The organism is Cohnella mopanensis (assembly GCF_022352055.1).
GTDB lineage: Bacteria > Bacillota > Bacilli > Paenibacillales > Paenibacillaceae > Cohnella > Cohnella mopanensis.
On the sequence record NZ_JAKRWM010000006.1, the window covers coordinates 205,498 to 227,331 of the forward strand.

The following is a 21,834-nucleotide window of genomic DNA, read 5'->3' on the forward strand; positions in this document are numbered from 1 at the left end:
AAAATAACTACTACAATGTCGATATTCTGCTACAACTTAGCACAGCAGGTCTAAACAAACCCTAAACAATTCGCTCATAGAAAAGGAGTATCCCTCAGTCATCCTCGATGACTGAGGGATACTCCCTTCCAAGAAGAAAATGCTTCAGTTTATATCCAGCAGTCTCCTGACCGCTTCCTTTGGCTCCATCCCGAACTCGGTCAACAACATCTTCTGGAGCGCCTCATATTGCTTGATCGCTGAAAAGCGGTCACCTGCCAACACCATCACGCGGATGAGCAGCTCATGAATATAATCATTCAACGGATCGCGCGCAAGTGCCTGCCTCAGCAGTTCCGCAGCGGCATCATATTGTCCCTTTTCCTTCTCACGTTCATGGAGGCGAAGCAACGTCGCGACGTACTGGTTTTCCAGGCGAACTCGCGTCGGCTCTGCCCATACGTATGAAGTTCCTGCCATATAGCCTTCTCCATATAATTGAACTAGCTCACTGGCAAAGTCCCGCAGCTTGATGTCATCGATCTGCGTCTGAGCAGCCAGCAAACGATCCCAATCAACGAGATCACATTCCAACTGACCCATATCGATTCGGTAACCGTCTCCCACATGCTGAACGATGCCATCAAGGCCGATTTGGCTTAAAGCCTTGCGTAAATAGTGAGCCGTCGTATTAAACTGGGCCCCTGCCCTTTCAACTTGCACCTCTCCCCACAAAGAATCGAGAATTCGATCCCTGCTCACCGCCTCGCCGCGATGGTGAAGGAGAAAGGCCATCAACTCCTCGGTTTTGGATGTCCGCCACTTGATTGCAGAGCCGTTCTCTGCCTCTACTCGCAACCTCCCAAAACATCGAATCTTCATTCGCGGTGAAGCACGGTGGTCGTTGAGCGCATGTAGTAAGAGACTCGCATAATTTGACACTTCTTTTGATTCCACAACTTTGTCTCCATACGACTGCACATAAATAGACAACAGCTCCGCCATCGCCGAGCCTTCGTCCACGAAGCTGCGGATGAACCCTTGCGGCTTCGCGATACGCAGTGCGATATCCAGCTTCGCCATCGCCGGCTCAATCCGACCGTCATGATATAACGCCATACTTTGCAATATCAGAATATGAATGCGGTCCCGCAGACGGTCTTCCTTCGTCAAAAGATGATACAGCCGCTCTGCGAGAGTTAGCGCCGGCTCGAACTGTCCGCAGGCGGCAAGCACGCGCACGAGCGCCAGCTGTTCGGGCACTTGGTCCAGCGTTGCTTCGTCCGAGTAAGACATCCCGCATTGCTTCAACCACCGCTGAGCAGACGCCAAGTCGCCTTGACGCACCGCAAGGCTCGCCTGCTCCGCTTCGATTTTGCGTAGGAAGATTTCATAATCCGGTGAATCGATCTTCAGCTTAAGTTGTTCTAGCAGCATCGCAGCTTCAAATGAACGGCCTCTCGCTTGTTGAATTCTCGAAGCCGCCACATATAATTGATACAAATTGCGAGGAACTGGCGCGAGTCTGTCAGCACGTTTCATACGGTTGATCCAATCTTCCGCTTCCTCTAACCGATTCCACTCGCACAATAGCTTCGCGTTTGAAGCATACATCGGCGACGCATACGGATGGTTTACGTGATTCCGCCAATGATCCGTCATCCTGATGAATAATTGTGTCGCGCCATGATAGTTGTTAATGTAGCTCAGATGATCATCGAATTCTTCAACAGCATAATGTCTATTGTTGCCGCCTTGAATAAACAAGCTTTGCTCCGGTGCAAGCTCATCACCGCGGATAAAATATTCGGCTGTGCTGGCAAGGTCTTTGGTAATGTAGGCAGCGGAAGCGCAGATGTAATAGATTTCTCCCATCGTCGCGCGCCATACGTCAGCGTCTATAAGATTCTTCATCGCTTCGAAACGGACTCGAAGCCGTTCTGCTCGTTCCGGAAGGCCGCTAAACTGCCGAGCACCGATCATCGCATACAGATAAAAAAGCTCAAGGAACGGCTTACTCGATACGTATTGCTCGGGCACTTGCATCACCCAGCGAGCAACGACGACGTTTTTACCGCCAATCAGAAATTCATGCAGATGACCCTCGATCAGGCGAACGGCGTCATCATACTGCTGCCCTGCCAAATAGTGCTCTGCCGCTTGTTCGGCAAAGCCGTTATTTTCAAGCCATTGCGCAGCACGCATATTGGCCTGAATCCACAGCTCGGGCTCTGTTCGAGCGAGCATCGACTGCAGGAAATCAGACAGCAGATGATGATAGCGATACCAGCTGCGTTGATCATCCAACGGAATAATGAATAGCTGAAGCAGTTCCAATTGTTCCAACTGTTGCTGGCCTCCCGCCTGACCGGTCACCGCCTCGCACAAGGCGTAATTCATCTGGCTTAACACGGAGGTTTGCAGCAAAAAACCGCGCATCGCCTCCGGCAGATCGCGAATGACTTCCTCCAGCAAGTAATCGGATACGAGCTGCTGCTGACCGCTGAACTGACGGATCATTTCAGCCACATTGCCGCTCCGTTGCAGGGAGATAGCCGCCAGACGCAAGCCACTAATCCAGCCTTCGGTTTGGTTGTACAATATATTGAGTTGCTCCGCCGACAGTTTCAATTCCGTCGTCTCTTGGAAGAAATCGGATACTTCCTCAGGTCGGAACCGCAATTGTTCGATCGTAATCCGTCGCATCTCGCCTTTCGCCAACAATCTTGTTGTCGGGAAGGATAGGTCATTGCGGCTTGCGATATATAAATGAATATGGTCGGGAAGGTATTCGAGCAAGTAGCTCATCGACTTCTGGATGGCTGGCATCGTCACCAGATGATAATCGTCAAACATGATGACCAGCTCGCCTGGCAGTCGATTTAACTCGTTCAGCAGCACAGTCATCGCCGGCTCCATCGACGCAGAAGACGCAGAAGGCCCCTCCGCCAGCAACGGCCATAAGGTCTGGCCAAAGCCGTCGACACGATTCTGGATCGAAGCGATGACCGTCTTCCAGAATGTGATCCACTCATCATCCTGCTTGCCCAGTGACACCCACGCAACAAGCTTGCCGCTTTGTTTGGCCCATTCGCTTAATGCCGTCGTTTTCCCATAGCCGGATGGCGCGAATAAGAGCGTCAGCTTCGCATCCATGCCCTCGTTTAGCAGTAGAAGCAGTTCCGATCGGACAACCAACGCATTCCGTTCATACGGGATATGGAGCTTAGTTGCAGCAATCATTCGGTAGCCCTCCATATTAAATAGACAGAAAATGAGTAATTAGGTATAAATTCGACACTTCCTCATAAATTCCTATGCTTTATAAGAAACATCTGTCTCAGTAATGACTCGTTCTATTTTCGCCCTACTTATGATACGGTTCACCTTATCACTCTGACGGCGAAATCGAAAGGCACCCGATTGGGTGCCTTGATCTGTTTATATAGACGAATAGCGGAGCGACGATTTGACGACTCGATATCGCGCCTGTCAGGTGGCCCTTTCTGCTGCCGCATCATTCTCCGCGATCAACCGGCGAATCTTGCTTGCCGTGTCGTAATCAGCCAAAGGCGTACTCACTTTAATTTGCAGATCCGGATTCTCGTTCGCTTGAAATGACACATTCTCAAAGGCCAGATTGCCCGCAGTCGGGTGGTAGATGAGTTTCTTCCCCTCTGGCGAGTAAAGCACGTCCCGATCCGGCCACCACTGCCGAAACTCCGGGCTGATCCGGATCAATTCTTGAATCCGTTCCGTCCACCACGGATCGCCTACGAACCGGCCGTAACCGGCACGGAAACGGGCCAATTGCCGTCTTGCATGCTCTTCCCAACCTTCTCTCAGCAGCTCGCGCATGTATGGCGACATAAAGGTGCGCCATACCGAGTTCCGTTCCAACTCCGACATCACGGCGTAATCGCCGTAAATGGCGGATGCAGCCTTGTTCCAGGCAATCACCGTAATCGTGGGATCGACGACAAACGCGGGGGCAACCTCCTGCAAGTCGAGAAAACGCTGCAACGCCGGAGACACGGTAGGCCGCGGCGACTGTGACTCAAGCGGCTCTTGCTTAAGCGCCAGGTGGAATAAATGTCTACGGTCATTGACGCTCAACCGCAGCGCGCGCGCGATGCTGTCCAGCACCTGCGTTGACACCTGGATGTCTCTTCCTTGCTCTAACCTCGTATACCAATCGATACTAACGCCGGCCAGAGCGGCGACCTCTTCACGCCGCAGTCCAGGCGTACGCCGTCGTCCGCCTTCCGGCAAGTCGGCACGTTCCGGAGTAAGGCGTTCACGGCGACTGCGCAAAAAATGGGATAGCTCCAGAAGGCGATCGTACTTCGTTTGTTCCACTTGAACGTCCCCCTATCCTACGAGTTTCTATCCCAGGATAAACTCACTTCTCGTTGGGTGCTTTTTTCCATTGTACACTATAGAACGCATAGAATACTCATATTTTGGAAATGGGGCGGCCTGACATGAATCAATCATCCCTTACGCAAGCGTATGCGACGAAGCCAACAACGCACTCTCTCCTGTTGATTGGACTTTCCCTCGGCTATTTTATCGTTCTGCTCGACATGACCGTATTAAACGTGGCCCTCCCGGCAATCAGATCCGATTTGGGCGGCGGATTCGCAGGCATGCAATGGGCTTCCAACGCCTACACGATCGTATACGCATGCTTGCTGCTGGCGGCAGGCTCGCTGGCCGACCGCTTCGGCGCCAAACGGCTGTTCATCGCGGGTCTTACCGTCTTTCTCGCTGCTTCCGTTCTATCTGCCGCTGCGTCTTCGCTCACCATGCTGATCACCGCGCGGGCATTACTCGGGATAGGTGGCGCGGCGTTACTGCCAGCTTCAATGGCCTTGTTCGCTCACGCGTACCCGAACCCAGCCGCCCGCGCCCGCGCGCTCGGCGTCTGGGCTTCGATATCCGGTATCGCGATGGCGGCCGGGCCGGTCGTCGGAGGCGTGCTCGTAGATTCGTTTGGCTGGCGCAGTATTTTCCTGTTGAATGTACCCATTGCACTCGTAAGCATCGCCGTAGCCGCAGCGGGAACGCGCGAGACGTCTCGTCGCCCTGAAGCTAGCTTCGACGCTGGAGGACAACTTACCGCTATCGTCGCCGTTGGTGCGCTCACCTTCGGCCTGGTACAGGGCGGTGCGATCGGCTGGTCCGCTCCGCAGGTCACAATCGCTTTTATCGTTGCTGCGGTCGGTGCGGCGCTGTTCGTGCTGTTCGAAGCACTCGGCAAGTCGCCGATGCTGCCGCTCGGCCTATTCCGCGTTTCCAATTTCTCTACGGGGCTAGCAGCGGGGTTAGCGGTTAATTTCGCCTTTTCCGGCCTGCTGTTTCTGCTATCGCTTTACTTCCAACAGACGCTCGGCTACTCCACGTTCGCCGCTGGTCTTGCGTTCCTGCCGTTCATGCTTCCACCGACCTTCAACCCGATGCTGACCGGGAGGCTCGTAGGCCGGATCGGTCCCAAAATACCGGCGGTGATCGGCTTTGTGCTTCTGACCGCAGGCTCGCTGGTGCTGCTCTTGGCGAAAGAGAACAGTTCGTATGTCATCGCCTTGATCGCGCAGCTTCTTGCCGGCTTTGGCGTTTCCTTCGCCATTCCGTCGCTGATCGCCGCCGTCGTCTCTTCCGTGCCCAAAGAGCAAGCCGGCATCGCTTCAGGAGCGCTTAACTCCAGCCGACAACTCGGCGCCGTGCTCGGCGTTGCTCTTCTGGGTGCGATCGCCAACTCAAACGACTCGTTCGTCAGCGGCTTGCATACCGCATTGATCGTCGCTTCGACCGTGCTGCTTGCCGGCGGCGTGCTGTCACTGCTGCGTCTTGGCCACCGTGGCCGCTGAGCAGACGCCTGTCGCGGCGCGAGCGTGTTTCCGCTGCTTACCGGATTCACAAAAATATTCGCGAACAGGATAACTCAGTCTGTAACGGCAATTTTTCCAAGTTAAAAAAGAAGCCCCATCTTAAAGGGCTTCTTTAAGAATTCCTATGCTAAGAAGTAACATCCTCGAAATTCTGCAAAAGGCGCAACTCCAGCCCTTTTTCGTTTGTTGTTAGTTCTTGCATGATCGGAATCGTCATATCGGTATTGGGGTTGTATTTCAGGCCCCAGTGCATAATGGCAAATACGACCGGAAACAAGTCAAGCGCCTTTTGCGTGGGTCGGTACATAGTTTGTGCGCGGTTTGAATCTCCTTCTGTCTTGACGAGCAGGCCTGCGTCAACGAGCGATTGAAGACGTGCACTCAAAATATTGGTCGAGATGCGCTCGCGCGAAGCAAGAAACTCGCGGTAATGCCGCTTGTTATGGATAAGGACGTCACGAAGTATGACTAGGCTCCATGGATCACCCCATATGTCGAGCGCATATACGATTGGACAAACTGTAGACGGTCGCTTTTTCATAAGCAAGATTATACGCTCTGTGCTTGCATTTTGCAATTAAATGTACTTGCATATCGCAAGTACATGATCTATACTCACTAGTGAAGTTAACAAATAATGGGTAGGTGTTTTCCGAATGGATCAAAATTACAGTACTTCTTTTACCGTAGACCAAAGTCCCGAAGAAGTCTTCGCCGCCATCAATAACGCACGCGGATGGTGGTCGGAAGATCTCGAAGGCAGAACCGACGAACTTGGCGAATTTAAGCATCACTACCGAGACATTCACCGCTGCACTATCGAAATCACTGAGCTTATTCCAGGTAAAAAGGTTGTTTGGCACGTTACAGACAACTACTTTAACTTCGTAACGGACAAGAGCGAGTGGAAGGACACCGACATTGTCTTTGAAATCGCCAAGAAAGGCGACCAAACGGAGGTTCGCTTTACGCACGTAGGTCTAGTGCCCACATACGAATGCTACAGCGTCTGCTCGGACTCCTGGGGCACCTATATCAACGGCAGCCTGCGCAGCTTGATTACGGAAGGTAAGGGCCATCCCAACCAGAGCGAGCGAATTGTAAACAAACACGGCTTAGAAAACTCTTAAAAAGGCCTGGCTATCCCATATGCGCTTACCGTTTCCCGCATTGCTTGAATGGGCCTCTCCGTATCATCCTAATCATCCTATAGAGCGAAGTAGAAGGCACCCGTTTGGGTGCCTTCGGCATGTCGATTCGGTACAAGGCCCCATTCCTGCCTGCTGGCGGCTGCAGGTAGGAAAGCGACGTCCTATTGACTCTTATCCTTCGGGATGAGAAGTTAATGCTTGCTTTAGATGTTGATAAAGCTTCTGACTCGCCAGTTGGAACGGGTATGCCGATTCCTTGCATAAGATCCCGAATGTCATATCGATTAGGCTTCCGGTGATCGTCCTGACCGTAGATCCCTTTATACCGGATTCCACCGTTATTTTAGGGACAAGGGCGATCCCCAGCCCGTTCTCGACATAATATTTCAACGCCGTCATACTCCCGATCTCCATGGTGTTAAGCGTCACATTCCCCTTCTCCTGCATCGTCATCTCCAACTTCCTTCGATACGGACAACTCGCCGATGTGACGAGGAGACGATACTCCTGAAAATCTTCCGGTTCAATGACCGCTTTCTGCGCAAGCGGATGATCCTCGGGCAATAGTGCCACAAACTCTTCCTTAAATAAGGGCTCGAAATATAAATCCGACCCTAAGCTAGGTGCCGTGCAAAGCGAATAATCGATTTCTCCCTTAAGGATCTGCTCTGTAAGGTGTGTCGTACTCGAGATTTCTAAGGAGATGCGAATTTTCGGGTACATGGACATAAACTTCTTCAGAATACCTGGCAAACGATAACTGGCCGTAGGCTCCGTTACTCCAATGCGTATGTGCCCTGCTTCGCCGGATTTCAAATCCGATAAGCTTGCTCGAAGCTGCTCCATATTCTTTACGATTTGTAGACTCTGGTCATAAAACAGCCTTCCCGCCTCCGTAAGGCCGACTTCTTTCCCCCGTTCGATAAGCTGAACACCCAATTCCGATTCAAGCTTTTGTATTTGCATCGTAACTGTCGATTGCACGTAGTTCATTTCTTGTGCTGCACGGTTAAAGCTTCCGTGTTTCACGATCATTTGAAAGGTTTTCAGCGTTTTGAGATCCACGATCCATCCCCCTAATGCGGTTCAAGAAAATTGAACCAAACGTTCAGTTAGTTCAATTATACAAATTCCGTTAATCAAATTACAATATAAGTAAAAAAACTGAGGGAGTGGATTTTAGATGGAATTAATGAACAAAGTAGCCCTTGTTACGGGCGGCGGTACGGGGATTGGCAGGGCAACCAGTGTTGCTCTGGCTAAGCGGGGAGCAATCGTGATCGTGAACTATTCGCGTTCTCAAGTTGATGCGGATGAAACCGTGCAAAGGATCAACGATGAGGGAGGGCGAGCTATAGCCATCCAAGCTGACGTATCCCAAGATGGAGAAGTACGGGCCATGGTTCAAACTGCCGTGCAGCGATTCGGTACGGTCGACCTGCTCGTTAATAATGCCAGCATCACCAAGCATATTTCGATGGATAATTTGGAGGCGGCAACGGAGGAAGTATGGGACGAATTATTCGATGTGAATGTGAAGGGCATGTTTTACTGCGCTCGGGCTGTTGCCCCGTATATGAAGGAAAATATTCAAGGAGCGATCGTCAATCTAGGCAGTATCGCCGGACAGACCGGATTGGGCTCTTCACTTCCCTACGCTGTATCCAAAGCAGCTGTTCACGGTCTAACGAAGTCGCTAGCAAAAGCCTTGGCCCCCGATATTCGGGTTAACTGTATCGTGCCGGGAGCCGTCGCTACAAGATGGTGGGTCGGAAGAGAAGAACAAATGAACAAGCTTGCACCCCGCCTTCTCTTGAAGCGCATCTCGACACCTGAAGATATCGCATCCATGATCTGCGCGGCCTTGGAACAGGATGCGATGACCGGCCAGATCATCACGGTTGACAGCGGACAGTCTTTGTAAGAGACGAGAATCCGCTACGATCGGATAGAAGTTAAGAAACTTCGCTTTACTTGTGATACGGTTCAGCTTAGCGGGTCTATCGGCGAAAAATGCGCCGCGGCACTTAACCGCCAAAGGAGAATACGATACTGGACGGTGTCAAAATCAACGGGGAAGCTCCTGCTTTACCACCTGTGCCGGAAGGCTAGCGAGTTCTCTTTATCCGCAGAACAAAGAGAACTATCACATCGTAGAGGTTGGATACAATCAAAGTTATACATAGATAATCTGATAGGGCACCCTTTGGGTGCCCCATCGTCTGTTCATCGTATATAACTCTCCAAAGACGCTTGTGCATTTTTCAATAGCCTGATCATTAGTCTAGTTGCTTACAGAATGTGTCCTTACTGAATTCCGCAATGTAATTACTTTCTACGGAATCTGAACGCCTTGTTCCCCATCGTCCGTATTTTTACCGGCTGCATGATTAATTGAAGCTTCCTGAATATAGCCAAACGCCCAATGCGTCGCAGGGACGTCCGTCCATTTCGGATTCACACCGCTTAGCGGACCTCTCTCAAGCAGCTTACTAATCATTGTAATGGCCTCAGCACGGGACAATTCTGCTTCCGGACGGAAAGTTCCATCTGGATAACCATTAATAATGCCGACTGCTTTCGCACTTACTATCGCTTTTTGCGCCCAATGGCCATCCACATCAGGGAACATACTTCCATTGAAGTTAGCTGCAATATCGCCCTTCATCCGGACAACCATACTTGCCATTTCAGCCCGTGTGATGGTTTGCTCGGGTTTAAAGCTGCCGTCCGGATAACCCTTCATCAATCCCATTTTCGTCACACGATCAATTGCATCCTTCGCCCAATGTGCCGCTGGAACATCCGTAAAGGAGATGGATGTTGCCCTCATTTCTTTATCCAGCACCCTTGCGGCTATAGTCGCCATCTCTGCACGGGTAATACGGGCATCAGGTTTAAACAATCCGTCTGAGTATCCGGAAACGAATGCTTTGTGAGATGTCTTATCTGCTCTTGCTACCTTATTCCAATTTTCCATATAAACAATCGTAAACGTACTAAATTTATTGATTACAAAGCGAATGCCTAATTTACCTGACTCACCATAGGTGACGATTTCGCCTTTGACAAACTCTTTCGTCCCGTCGCTATGCTCGATGAAAATTCCCAAATCGTCTAATTGCTGCTTAGTCAGTGATACTTCGCTCAAAGGCAGTACCAGTGTAACCGGACGGTTTTGCAGATTCGTTTCAATGATCATCGGACGACCGATTACGTCCGCGCTCTTGCTGCCAGTTCCAAGCTGTACCTTCTGCTCTGCTCTTGCACGCTGCTCAGTTTCCTTGCGCTTTTCCTCTTCTTTCACTGGAACAACACGGAAATAAATATCTTCCTTTAATCCCTGCATCGAATCACTTGGTATGTCAATTCGCACATTACTTGTGACAAGCTCGATCTCTATTCCATTTTCACCCAAGAGTTCAGCAGAAGCTTTCGGAAAAGTAACATTCAATTCCGACACTTCATCTTTTGTATCAGGTATCACGATTCGAGCTGATGAAGAACCGGCTGCCGCAAGCTGCTCCACCAGTTTAGCGACTTGCTCCGTTGTGAAATTGAAGTCGTCCTTCTTTTGACCCTTTGCGTCTGTCGTACGTCTGATGATCACTGTTGATACAACGGTTTTATTCGCATTGCCTGCATTTTCAACATTCGCCGTGATGAATTCAATTTGTGAGGAGTTGCCACCCGAGCTAGAAGAGCCAGAAGAAGTTGCCCTTAACTCAATGGCAGCCGAAATCACTTGTGTTGCCACATTACCTGCTTTATCTTTGAGCGCCATATACACGGTCTTTGTCCCGCTGCCGCCTGTCAGTGTCCATGCTTTGGTTGCGACAACAGTTTCCCATGCACTCCAGTCGACATTATCATTGGAAAACCGCATCTGTATATCTCCCGAACCGTTGCCATCTGTACTTGACACCGATAATGCGACTGCTATCGTGGCGGTCGACGAAGCGCCGCTGTTGATAAGGAGTGTCCCTGATGGCGGTACGTTATCCAAGATCACGCTGCTTCCGTCGGTTGTTGTGCTTACTGTATTTCCAGCATTCCCAACACTATCCGCATAATCAATTGTAAACGCTACAACTCCTTCAGGTTCAATTCCCCTGAATGTATACTTAGCCGTGTAAACAGAGCTGCCAACACTTGCAACGTCTGCAGAATGACCTGCTATTACAACGGTAGGAAGTCCGTTTAAGTCTTTATTCGCCGTAAATGTCAATGTCACCGTGTCTCCAGCTTTAGCTAAATCCGAATGCGGATTATCGCTGGATACGTTAACTGCTGATAGTGTAGGGAGCACAACCGCTTCCGGTGTCACGACCACTTCGTTGGAGTATGTGCTGCTGTTTTCTGTACTACCCGCCTTGATTGCAAAATAATAGGTTGTGTCGTTCGTTAGATTTATCGCGTTGTAATGATAAGTAGTGCCCGATACAGTCGCTACTGGTGTGTGACTATAAGTATTGGATGCAGTTCCTTGATAAATATTATAATAAGTAGCTCCGGTCACAGAGCTCCACGATATCATGGCCTGCTGATCCCCAACTATCGCTGTCACATTCGCAGGCGCTGAAAGCGGCAATAACGACGTCCATTTTGCATATAGCGTAATATTTGTTGTTATTGTCGTTGATTCAAAGTCGAACAGTGACGTCGTCTCAGTATCGGTATACCAACCAGCGAAAGTATAGCCGGTCCTTATCGGCACTTGCGGTTGATTGGCTTTAGTATTAATTGGCACGCCTTGGCTGCTCACAGTCGTTCCACCCTTGCTGTCAAAGCTAACCATTGCGCCTCTTATGTACACGCCATTACCTGCCACAGCAACGAAAGTATTTTTCCCGAAGATGACGTCCCTATAATACCCTAACCCGGGTGTTGCTGTTTCAATTTTCCAATTAATCCCATCAATTGAAGTAATAATCGCACCACTCATGCCTACTGCAACATAGAGCCCGCCGTTGCCGCTGTCATAGGCCACTTTATTAAGAGTACTGTTGACAGGAGAGGTTACGGCTACAGTTGGTAGAAGAGGACTTGTAGTAGCGTCTGTACGAAAAATTGTTCCGCCATCACCGACCGCAATGACTTGGTTGCCATCCGACGCTATACCATTTAAACGACTCACATTGGTAAGCGATACGTCTGATTCCCATGTGGTTCCCGTATTGTCCACAGACTGTCTAACTACTCCAACTCTGTTGTCTATACTGCTGCCAACTAGAACAAAACGGTTACTAACATATGTAATGTCATAATAACGGGGAGCACCCACTCCAACTGTCGTATTACTCCAAGCTGCACCTGTGGAAGATTGTTCAATCCCTCCACCATTAGATGAGGTTGCCAGGTACTTGTTATTCGCATAAGCAATTGAAGAAAATTCATAGGAATTATAGTTTGTACTGCTGGTCCCGGCACTCCAATTTGTGCCGTCACTTGAATAGATGAAAAAAGCTCCCGTCCTGCCATCGTCCCGTCCAGTTGCGGCATGAAATTTTCCATTTAAAAATTTAACGGTATTAACTCCCTTATTGGTCTGGGCACTCACATCCTGCTGCGTCCAGGTCACTAAGTCCGGTGAGGTGTAGATAAGTCCGTTTAGCCCTGCTCCTACATAAAGGTTATTTCCATATGCAATAGCTCTCAAGACCACTGGACTTGTTAATGTCCATACGTAGGTTTCTTCGGCTGAATCCGCCTTAGCTGGAGTCGGTGCAAATAGCCCTGAACTAATTAGCAAGGTGACGATCATAAAAATGGACATGCTTCTTCGCAAATAATGCTGCAACTTTCTCACCACTCCTATGTTATAAAGCGTTTCTTCTTTTTCACTCCTTATATTTTAACAAGTATTAAAACGACTTTTATTAATGAAATATTAATGGAATTTCAATACCTTGACATTTTCTCGATGAAAAGTTTGACATTATGCTCTGCATAACTTTATGCGGAAGATCGTAGCGGATTATTAATGGAAGCAGCGTACTGGATGAAATGGCTGTTCTAGGCTAAAAAAAACGACCTTCCAAAGGAAGGCCGATTGAGAGGTATGCGTTACTTACTCCGATTCCGGTCCGGCGTAAAATTGCAGGTAGTTGTCTACTTGGCTGCTCCAATAAGCATCATCATGGTGTCCGCCCTTAGTTACGTGGAACTGGAATGATTTCGTTTTTACCCCGCTGAAAATATCACTTAATTTCTTAGTGGCGTCCTTGAAGTCGTCTTGGTCGCCCAAGTCGAGGTAAATTTGTACTTTATTCAATTTTTGGTTTGCCGCCAAGCTAAGAGGATCGCTTACTTTTCTAACGTCTTGAGTCGGGTAAACCAATTTCTCTAGCGGTTCCCACATTTGCCCGACGAATATCGCTGGAGAGTGTCCGCCCACTTTACCGAATAGATTAGGATTGCGAAGGCCAATATGAAGCGCCGCGAATCCGCCCATCGATGTACCTCCGATATAACGGCTGTTGCGTGATTTAATCGTATTAAAATGAGTATCTACGTAGGAAATGACGTCCTTCGTTACGTAATCCTCATAAGGTCCGGTCGTTAACACCCCTTCGTCGCCCGGCTTCCCACTCTCCGCTATATACCCTGGCTTATCGGAAGAGTTCACGCCAAAGCTATTATCCATCTCCGGCGCAACAATGATCAGCGGCTCGATTTTCCCGCTCGCGATCAGAGCATCCGCCTTTTGCGTAATTTTCAACGCATCGAACCAATGGTTTTCATTAAGCTTGTAAGAATGCAGAACGTACAAGACGGGATATTTGTCCTGTCCATCATAGTTAGGCGGTAAGTAGACGTTCAACCTCATGTCCTTCTGCATCGCCTCGCTGAAAAATGTAACCTTGAGCGTAGAAGAAGTCGCACGACTTGCCCGTGGAGCCGCAGAAACAACAACCGATTGTCCTAATATGCACAAAAGAAGAATAAATCCCAATACTCTTAATCGCTTCATAATTCCTATCTCCTGCTTTCGTTTTTAGGGTGATGTTTCCGTATTTCTGGGCCCTTCTGAATTCTAACAATAACTTTTTCCCGTGTGTACTGAATATCCACAGCACGTTCCTGACTATCGACAGCTTTCATAGAACGTGCTGCAACGCAACAAAAAAAGCGCCCCCGAAGGGAGCGCCTATGACCTCATCAACTAAGCATAGTACAATACTTCGTTATGTACTCGGCTGGGGAGTGGCCCGAATATTTCCGGAACTGCCTAATGAAGTGGGCATCGTCCCGAATCCCGACCATCTCCATAATTTCCGATATGGGAAGCGTCGTATTGCGCAGCATGGGGTCCGCAATGCGCATTCGGATCTGGCATAAGTAAGAGATGACCGAATGGCCCGTCGATTGTTTGAACCAGTCGTTCAACGTCGTCCGGTTCACATGGAATCGGGAAGTTAAATCCTCTAGCTTGATCTTGTATTTATAGTTCGTATGCAAATATTCAATGATCGGTCTAATGGCTTCCGGCCCGGTTTGGGGGATAGCTGACGGCGTATAGCCGATCCGCGGATACAATAGGCGAATTCTGAATAGCAACTCCATCAGATACGAGCGACTGCGGCAAGGCCAGTACGAATCGGGCTGAACCGTCAAGTTGCTGCCGACCTCGTTCAAGATCTCCTCCACGTACTTGGCGGCAGAACTGTCCAGAAGCATACAACCGTAATAGGCCGAAGAACGTTCGATAAAAGGCTCCAACATCCATATATCCTGAAAATCGGTCCCCGCTCCGTTCTTTCCTACATAATGATCCTGCAACAGCTGAGTCATCTGATCATTGATTACGCTGGGATCGAACAATAAAGATAGGCTCTTCAGCGAAGCGCTTGTCCGAAACCTCACTTTGTCCTTATCATTCAGGCAATAGAGGCCCGGAGCGACTACGGGATAGAGAACGTCCCCTACCTGCATCATACCGGTCCCTTCCCTAACTAAGAGAATACGGTAACCGAGCGGAACCTCACGATCTTCATGGCTGTAATCTTCCGATGCGTATGCCATCCCTATCCGGATTCCCGTATAATAGGTTTTCCCTTCCGTCCAGAGCTGCATAATATTTGGCCTACCCCCACACCAAATTAAAAACCAATTTATTCCTTAAATCATCATACCTACACCTTCTTTGTTCGTAAAGCACATTCCTTGGATCGATGGCAGCGACAAAAAAGGAGACCCCTATTTCTAGAGGTCTCCCTAAACGTTCTCAGATCGTATCCACGCGAATCTTGACTACCGCTTTTTTGATCTTTGTCCCTAACTGTCCCATGCCGGGACTATGGAATTAATTTCACCATAAATTTAATCGTGAAATATATTTCCACCATTGCGGAAAATCCAAAATCGGCAACTGCGCCATAGTATTAATCAGATTTCCCTCCGCTATGCGAATGTTGGATTTCTTCCGGTCTAGAATGGCAAATAAGCCTCCAATCCGCAGTCTTGCTTCGGATTGGAGGCTTATGGGGCTCAGTGCACTTTATCGTTGTTGAGGATAAAGTCGTTTGCGTCGCCGCTGTTCATCCAACAGCTTGATCATCTGTTGGTGAATGCTCTGGGTGTACTCTGTGGTATTCGCGTAAGCAAGATTACGTATTTCCAAGGGATCCTCGGATAAGTGATATAGCTCATATTCGTCCTGAACCGCCGGCGGGTTCCAGGGCTGGACATTATCGAAATATCGGGAGTACTTCCACAATTCCTTCTTATCATTTCGTTGAATGGTCGTGATGACGGTCTCGATGCGGTTAGGCTGAACAACCGGGGAATAGGGTATTCCCAAAGGACTCACTTGGTGCTGGCCGCGGGTTATATCGTCGTCGGTCATGAAATAAACCGGTTCATCGACAATACCGGATGGATTACGTTCTCTCACATAGGGAGCAAGATTACGCCCAACGAAGGGATGAACTTCGCTGAATCTGTTCCTCAATCGATCTTGAATCTCTGTCACATCGGCATTAGCTAACCCTAGCATCGTAGGCAGCAGATCCATATGGCTGGTCAATGCCTGACAGTCATCTTTCCGGGGAAAAAGATGTTGATTGTATATGAGCAAAGGGACATGCAAAATTTCCTCGTAGGCGCTGTACATTTTCTGAAACTGGCGGCCATGAGCCCCGAGCAGGTCCCCGTGGTCGGACGTGAAAATCACGATCGTGTTGTCATAGAAGGAGGAGCGGGTTAACGCTTCGAAAACCCTGTGCATTTGCTTATCCGCATTTTTCTGTAGCTGATAGTAAAGTTTGCGGTAGTGCGTCTGATCGGTAATGGGCTGCAAGGCTATCGGATAGAGATCCCGATAACTGGCCTGGCATCGCGGTTTTGTGGCTAACGATTCATCCAAGGTCGGAGGAGGAGCGACTTCCGGCATCGGTTCGACGTCGAACTGAAATACGGGGAGCCGGGCCGTAACGTCTCCATACAAAACAATGTCGTGCGGATTCACGAAGGAAGCTACGATTAACCATGGAGGGGCTTCCCGGTCCTCATGATGTTGACGGTCGAGCGTCTCTATTAACCGGGCCGCTTCCGCACCGTAGACTTCATCTCGGCCGCTTAGGCCGATCGCCGCGGAAGAACCCGAATTTCTCGGATTTCTGCCGTGCGGCTCCGGACCGATCCAACCGTTGAACCCAAAGCTATCCAATCGATCGGCATTCTCATAGAGGGCCTCCCGCGGTATGTCGGGCACCCCCGTGACGGGATTGTAGCTGGCAAGGCCGTTATGCGTTCCGGGAATGACGATGTCTTCATAGGAGATGTGCCATTTTCCCCGATAGTAGGTTTGATATCCGGCTTCGCGAAAGTAATCCCCCATCGTCGGCACCGTATTGCGATCCAGCCAGAACATATCCGAATCGAAAGCTCGCTTCGCAATCCCGGTCGTCTGACTAACGCCGTGAAGCGATGGATATTGGCCCGTAAACAATGTCGCCCGGCTAGGACAGCATGCGCTGCTTCCAATATAATGCCTATGGAATTCCAGGCTATGAGATCTTAGCCGTTCCTGCGTAATGAGATTGCTCTTGCGCCATAGTTTGATTTCCGGGTTCTCGTAAATAGGAGGATACCGTTCCTCATCGACGAGCAGCACGAGAAAATTTGGTTTTTCGAGCAGCGAACGCCTATCCTTATCCTTCATGGCAACCACATCCCTAGATCGGGTTTTTACCATAGATATGTCGCCAAGGGTTCATAAAGTCATACCCTGATCGTTTTCGGTCGTTTACACCTTAAAGTTCCCTACCAGTGCCTGCAATTCCTCGAGATTGCGAGGAGATCTCGGCTATGGCATTGGCGATTTCATTGAAGGATGAGTCGAGTCGCGATGCTCATGGGGCACGAAGGCCAAAAAAGTGCCTTCATTGAGCCGATTCTCGATACTCATGGGGACCAAGGCCAAAAAAGTGCCTTCATTGAGCCGACTTCGATGCTCATGGGGCACCAAGGCCAAAAAAGTGCCTATATTGAGCCGATTCTCGATACTCATGGGGCACCAAGGCCAAAAAAGTGCCTTCATTGAGCCGATTCTCGATACTCATGGGGACCAAGGCCAAAAAAGTGCCTTCATTGAGCCGACTTCGATGCTCATGGGGCACCAAGGCCAAAAAAGTGCCTATATTGAGCCGATTCTCGATACTCATGGGGCACCAAGGCCAAAAAAGTGCCTTCATTGAGCCGATTCTCGATACTCATGGGGACCAAGGCCAAAAAAGTGCCTTCATTGAGCCGACTTCGATGCTCATGGGGCACCAAGGCCAAAAAAGTGCCTATATTGAGCCGATTCTCGATACTCATGGGGCACCAAGGCCAAAAAAGTGCCTTCATTGAGCCGATTCTCGATACTCATGGGCACGAAGGCCAAAAAAGTGCCTTCATTGAGCCGATTCTCCGCCGATAGCCTTGCGATGAACATTCAATCGAAACTTTACCGTATTGATAGCGCCCCTATTGGCTGATCATAAGAAAGGGGAGCCACGTTCATGGCTCCCCTTATAACCTTTTACTTATTCTTTTGTTCCAATAGCTTCAACAGAACCGTTACCGCTTCTGCTCTCGTCGCAGAGTCTTGCGGGGAGAATTTGTTGCCCTTTTTCCCTTGTACAATGCCGGCTTGCTTCACGATAGCAATGCTGCTCTTCGCCCAAGCTGGAATGTCCTTGTCATCTGCGAAGCCGGTTGCAGCATTCGCTTCGATAGATTGACCCAGAGCGCTGGCAATCATCACGGCCATCTCGGCACGCGTAACCTCTGCATTTGGACGGAAGCTGCCATCATTACTGCCTTTAATAAGACCTGCTTGTACCCCTTGAGCCACTGCTTTCTTGGCCCATGCTCCGATCTTCGCGTTATCCGAGAAAGCCAGCTCCGCTCCATTCCCTTGCGGCTTCAACGCATTCATCAGCATAACCGCGAATTCTGCGCGGGTCACGGTAGCGTTCGGCTTAAACGTGCCGTTGGAGTACCCTTTGACGATCCCTTTACCCACTGCTTGTTTGATGCTCGACTCCGCCCAATGTCCGGAAATATCGGTGAATTTAACTTCCGCTTTGGGATCGGTTATAGGGTCCGTCGATTGCTCCGTTACAGGCAATCCTGTTTTCTCGTCCACGACAAGTGCCGCGAACTTGGTGAAATGATTGACGTCCACGCTGATGAGATTTTTGCTGATCTTGCCGCCTTCGACTTTCACCCATGCTTTCTTCACTTCATCATAATAGAAGATCGCTACCGTCTGGCCGCTCTTCAATTTCGACGGATCGAACGTAATGGTGATCGTAACCGGTTTATCGAAGTTCTCCTTGAAATTTTTCAGTATTTCGTAAACAGAGCTCGCCAGAATCTCTTTATTGCTAAGTAACCCTTGCGTACTCAATACTTTCTCGATTGTAAGTTCCAATTGCTTGCTTGAAGCATTGGCCGGAATGGTAATTTGGATATCATTATCCAGGCTGACTTGACCGGCTTTCCCTACTGGAAGGATGAGTTTCCCGTCCTTAGATGTAACGATGCTCGATCCCCCACCGCCTCCGCTTGAAGGAGTAGGCGTAACAGGGGCAGCTGCACGGGTTACGGTTACCGTGTAGGTAGTGCCGCTGCCATCCTGAGCCAAGACGACAATCTCTATTTTATTGATCCCTACGTTAAGTGGCATTGGGCTGCTAATTTGTCCGCTAGCCAAGTCGATCGGTCCAAACACAAGAGTATTCCCGCTATTGTACACGTTAGCGGTCACGCTACGGTAAACAGCATCTTGCACGGTAGCCGTCACAGCGGTGCTCGTTACCGTGTTCGGCACGCTCGCCGTATACGAATAGAGGTTTCCACTCACGGGTTGATCTAGCGTTACTCCGCTTAAGCTTAGCGAGCTCAAGCTCGCATGAGAGCTTAGTGTTGTAAAGGCAACATCTTGACCGTAGAAAACTTTACCCGCACTAATCGCATAAGCCCGAGCATGGTAGGCCGTACTGGATTGAAGTCCAACCAGACTAACCGTAAAGGCTCCTGTTCCTTCTGCTGCTACCACTTTAGTAGCACCGTATGACGGATTTGCATTCTTGGAATATACGATTCCCCGTTCCGATACAGGGCTGCTTCCACTAGTAACAACGGTGCCACCCACAGTCGCCGTCATGGACGTAACCGTGCTTACGTTATCAGTAACGACTGTTGTCGATGGATTAGAGTCAGGTACTGTGAACCGATAGGTGTTTGAGAGGCTGAAGCCGATATTATTTAAAGCAAGAACTTTCCAATAATATACGGTCCCTTCTTCCAAGCCGCTCAGGGTATAGAATGTATCTGTAATGGGTTGATTCAGTCCCCCCTGATTCAATAACGAGTCGGGTGAAAACTTGGCATCCTTTGCCACAATCAAAATGTAAGTAGCATCTGCTCTGCTCGTGTTATTCCATTTGAATTCTACTTCCGTAGACGAACTGGACCCATCCGCCGGACTTACAAGCGTCGACGGAGCAGGGTAATCAGCAGAAATCAATAATACAGGATTATAGTCGGCATTTCTTGTTACAACATAGCTTGTCGGACCGTTAGGGCTAAAACGAACCGCTTGTTTTTCGGCCAATTTCCCCGAAAACGAACAATTCCAATAATCATTATTATTATTACTCTCGCTACTAAGTTCAATCCAACTAGCTCCATTTCCGGAATTTGCGGCCATGAGATAGGGATATTGAAATTGAATGGATTTATCCGATTCCTGATATACGATTTGAAAAGTTCCAGACCCGGCTCCGCCATTCAATGACATATTCGTATATTGAATCACGATTTTCCGATTCGGAGCTTCTCCAATAGTCGCATATAGGACTTTACTATTCTGGTTATAAGATAGTGGTTGTACAATTTCACTATAATAATCTTGATTATCAAACCATAAATTTCCGTTCTTGCCGATTTCGACCTCACTATAGCGTCCATTATAAATTTGAACTTCAAACGGTAAATCGATAGCTACTGAATAATTATAGCCAAAAGGGATTTCCTCGCCCTGAATTAGCGTTTCCACAGGCTGGTTTAGCGGCGACGCCGTATCTGCGTCAAAAGGCACTTCGAAATGATAAGTGTTCGAAAAAGTATAATTACCCACATCGTTTACGGAAATGATCTTCCAATAATAAGCTCCGCCTTCCAGCCCCGCGACGTCATAAGAGGTTTGCCCGATATTACTTTCATCCACCTCGATCGTCTTAAACTCGGCATCTTTGGCAATCAACACCCGATATGAAGTTGCTCCGGCGACGGCCTTCCATTGGAAGGTTGCACTCGAAGAGACATAAGAACCGTCTACCGGGTTTACCGGTGTCGTAATTCCAGGCAAGGAAACAAGGCTAAGTAACGTAAGATCTAATGCCGGGTTATTTTGGATAACATACTTGCCTGTTAGAACGCTGTTTCCATCCTTTTCCGGAGTAAATAATACGGCCTGTTTTTCGGCCAAACTTTTCTGATTCAAAGAGTATAGTATTTCCCCTCCGGCATTTTTAACCCCTATTAAAGCATGTTGCCCAAACGCCCGATCTGGGGTATGAGTTCCGACAAGATAGGGATATTGGAATTGAATGTTATTCGTTCCTTCGCTTAGGATTACTTGATAAGTTCCGAATAAATCGGTGTCGTCATTATTGTTAATAGACAGCATATTCGTATACTGAATAATAAACTTGCGATTAGGAGATTCGCCGATTGTCGCGTATAACACTTTACTATTCTGATTTATATATAAATCGTCGAAAAAAGGAGCAATGTATTCCGCTGGCCTTCTCGAATTATCATATGACGTAGACTTACCGGTGAAGGTTAAATGTCCATTGGTTGAGGCGTATAACTGGGTGTACGACGTACCGTTCAAATCAAACTTAAAATCAAACCCGATCGGAAGCAGGTCAGTAGCGCAATCATCGCTGCAGTCGCCGAAACTAGCTTCATTTACCCCCGCAGTAAGGGTTTGTTCTACGGGCTGTCCCATAGGCGTTACAGGCGAATTGGCAGCCGAAGCCTTAGTAGAACTAAACATCGTACCCCAGCTTGCGATTAATGCCAAACATAAAAACAATAATAAGCTCTTTCTCAAACTCTTTGTTACTCGCATTATCATTTCTCCTTTTTCAACTATGAATCATCGTACAATCAAGCCTAAATACCCATTTCACACGGAGAAAATATAACACCCTACTATGAAAAAAGAACCTAACGAAAGTTAGTTTTGCGCAAATAAAGTCGAAAAAAGCCAACAACAGAGCGCTTGCAGCTCTAATTGTTGGCTTTCC

Annotated in this window: 12 protein-coding genes; 3 read left to right on the forward strand and 9 right to left on the reverse strand. The window is 48.8% G+C overall.

Going from position 1 to position 21,834, the window contains the following annotated elements; genetic code table 11:
* Positions 1-144: 144 nt before the first annotated feature.
* Positions 145-3,222 carry an AfsR/SARP family transcriptional regulator gene (locus L3D05_RS11580; RefSeq protein ID WP_239616212.1) on the reverse strand — a complete coding sequence of 1,026 codons (3,078 nt, stop codon included), beginning with the start codon at positions 3,220-3,222 and terminating at the stop codon, positions 145-147.
* A gap of 249 nt (positions 3,223-3,471) precedes the next feature.
* Positions 3,472-4,338 carry a helix-turn-helix transcriptional regulator gene (locus L3D05_RS11585; protein WP_239616213.1) on the reverse strand — a complete coding sequence of 289 codons (867 nt, stop codon included), beginning with the start codon at positions 4,336-4,338 and terminating at the stop codon, positions 3,472-3,474.
* 125 nt (positions 4,339-4,463) lie between these two features.
* On the opposite strand from L3D05_RS11585, the gene L3D05_RS11590 reads away from it, so the two are divergent.
* Positions 4,464-5,849 (forward strand): MFS transporter, encoded by a 1,386-nt coding sequence (locus tag L3D05_RS11590; RefSeq protein WP_239616214.1) that lies wholly within the window; start codon positions 4,464-4,466, stop codon positions 5,847-5,849.
* Between the two features lie 148 nt (positions 5,850-5,997).
* Here L3D05_RS11590 and L3D05_RS11595 read toward each other — a convergent pair whose 3' ends face one another.
* A complete protein-coding gene (locus L3D05_RS11595) occupies positions 5,998-6,411 on the reverse strand; it encodes a winged helix-turn-helix transcriptional regulator (RefSeq protein WP_239616476.1) in 414 nt (137 codons plus the stop codon).
* 115 nt (positions 6,412-6,526) lie between these two features.
* Here L3D05_RS11595 and L3D05_RS11600 point away from each other — a divergent pair, with 115 nt between their 5' ends.
* Positions 6,527-7,000, forward strand: a complete 474-nt coding sequence (locus L3D05_RS11600) for an SRPBCC family protein (RefSeq protein ID WP_239616215.1) — start codon at positions 6,527-6,529, stop codon at positions 6,998-7,000.
* A 192-nt stretch (positions 7,001-7,192) separates the two neighbouring features.
* Here L3D05_RS11600 and L3D05_RS11605 read toward each other — a convergent pair whose 3' ends face one another.
* The gene (locus tag L3D05_RS11605; RefSeq protein WP_239616216.1) at positions 7,193-8,086 is read right to left on the reverse strand and encodes a LysR family transcriptional regulator; all 894 of its coding nucleotides are present in this window, start codon (positions 8,084-8,086) and stop codon (positions 7,193-7,195) included.
* A 118-nt stretch (positions 8,087-8,204) separates the two neighbouring features.
* Between L3D05_RS11605 and L3D05_RS11610 the strand changes: the two genes are divergently transcribed.
* Complete coding sequence (locus L3D05_RS11610) at positions 8,205-8,945, forward strand: SDR family NAD(P)-dependent oxidoreductase (RefSeq protein WP_239616217.1); 741 nt, start codon at positions 8,205-8,207, stop codon at positions 8,943-8,945.
* Positions 8,946-9,356: 411 nt separating this feature from the next.
* Here L3D05_RS11610 and L3D05_RS11615 read toward each other — a convergent pair whose 3' ends face one another.
* The 5 genes from L3D05_RS11615 to L3D05_RS11635 form a co-directional block, all read right to left on the reverse strand.
* The gene (locus tag L3D05_RS11615; protein WP_239616218.1) at positions 9,357-12,821 is read right to left on the reverse strand and encodes an S-layer homology domain-containing protein; all 3,465 of its coding nucleotides are present in this window, start codon (positions 12,819-12,821) and stop codon (positions 9,357-9,359) included.
* A gap of 270 nt (positions 12,822-13,091) precedes the next feature.
* Positions 13,092-13,994, reverse strand: a complete 903-nt coding sequence (locus L3D05_RS11620; protein WP_239616219.1) for an alpha/beta hydrolase — start codon at positions 13,992-13,994, stop codon at positions 13,092-13,094.
* A 188-nt stretch (positions 13,995-14,182) separates the two neighbouring features.
* Positions 14,183-15,097, reverse strand: coding sequence for a helix-turn-helix transcriptional regulator (locus L3D05_RS11625; RefSeq protein ID WP_239616220.1), 915 nt, complete (start codon positions 15,095-15,097; stop codon positions 14,183-14,185).
* A gap of 424 nt (positions 15,098-15,521) precedes the next feature.
* Entirely contained in the window at positions 15,522-17,186 is a 1,665-nt protein-coding gene (locus L3D05_RS11630) for a sulfatase family protein (protein WP_239616221.1), read from the reverse strand.
* Between the two features lie 861 nt (positions 17,187-18,047).
* Positions 18,048-21,656 carry an NIDO-like domain-containing protein gene (locus tag L3D05_RS11635; RefSeq protein ID WP_239616222.1) on the reverse strand — a complete coding sequence of 1,203 codons (3,609 nt, stop codon included), beginning with the start codon at positions 21,654-21,656 and terminating at the stop codon, positions 18,048-18,050.
* Positions 21,657-21,834: the final 178 nt, after the last annotated feature.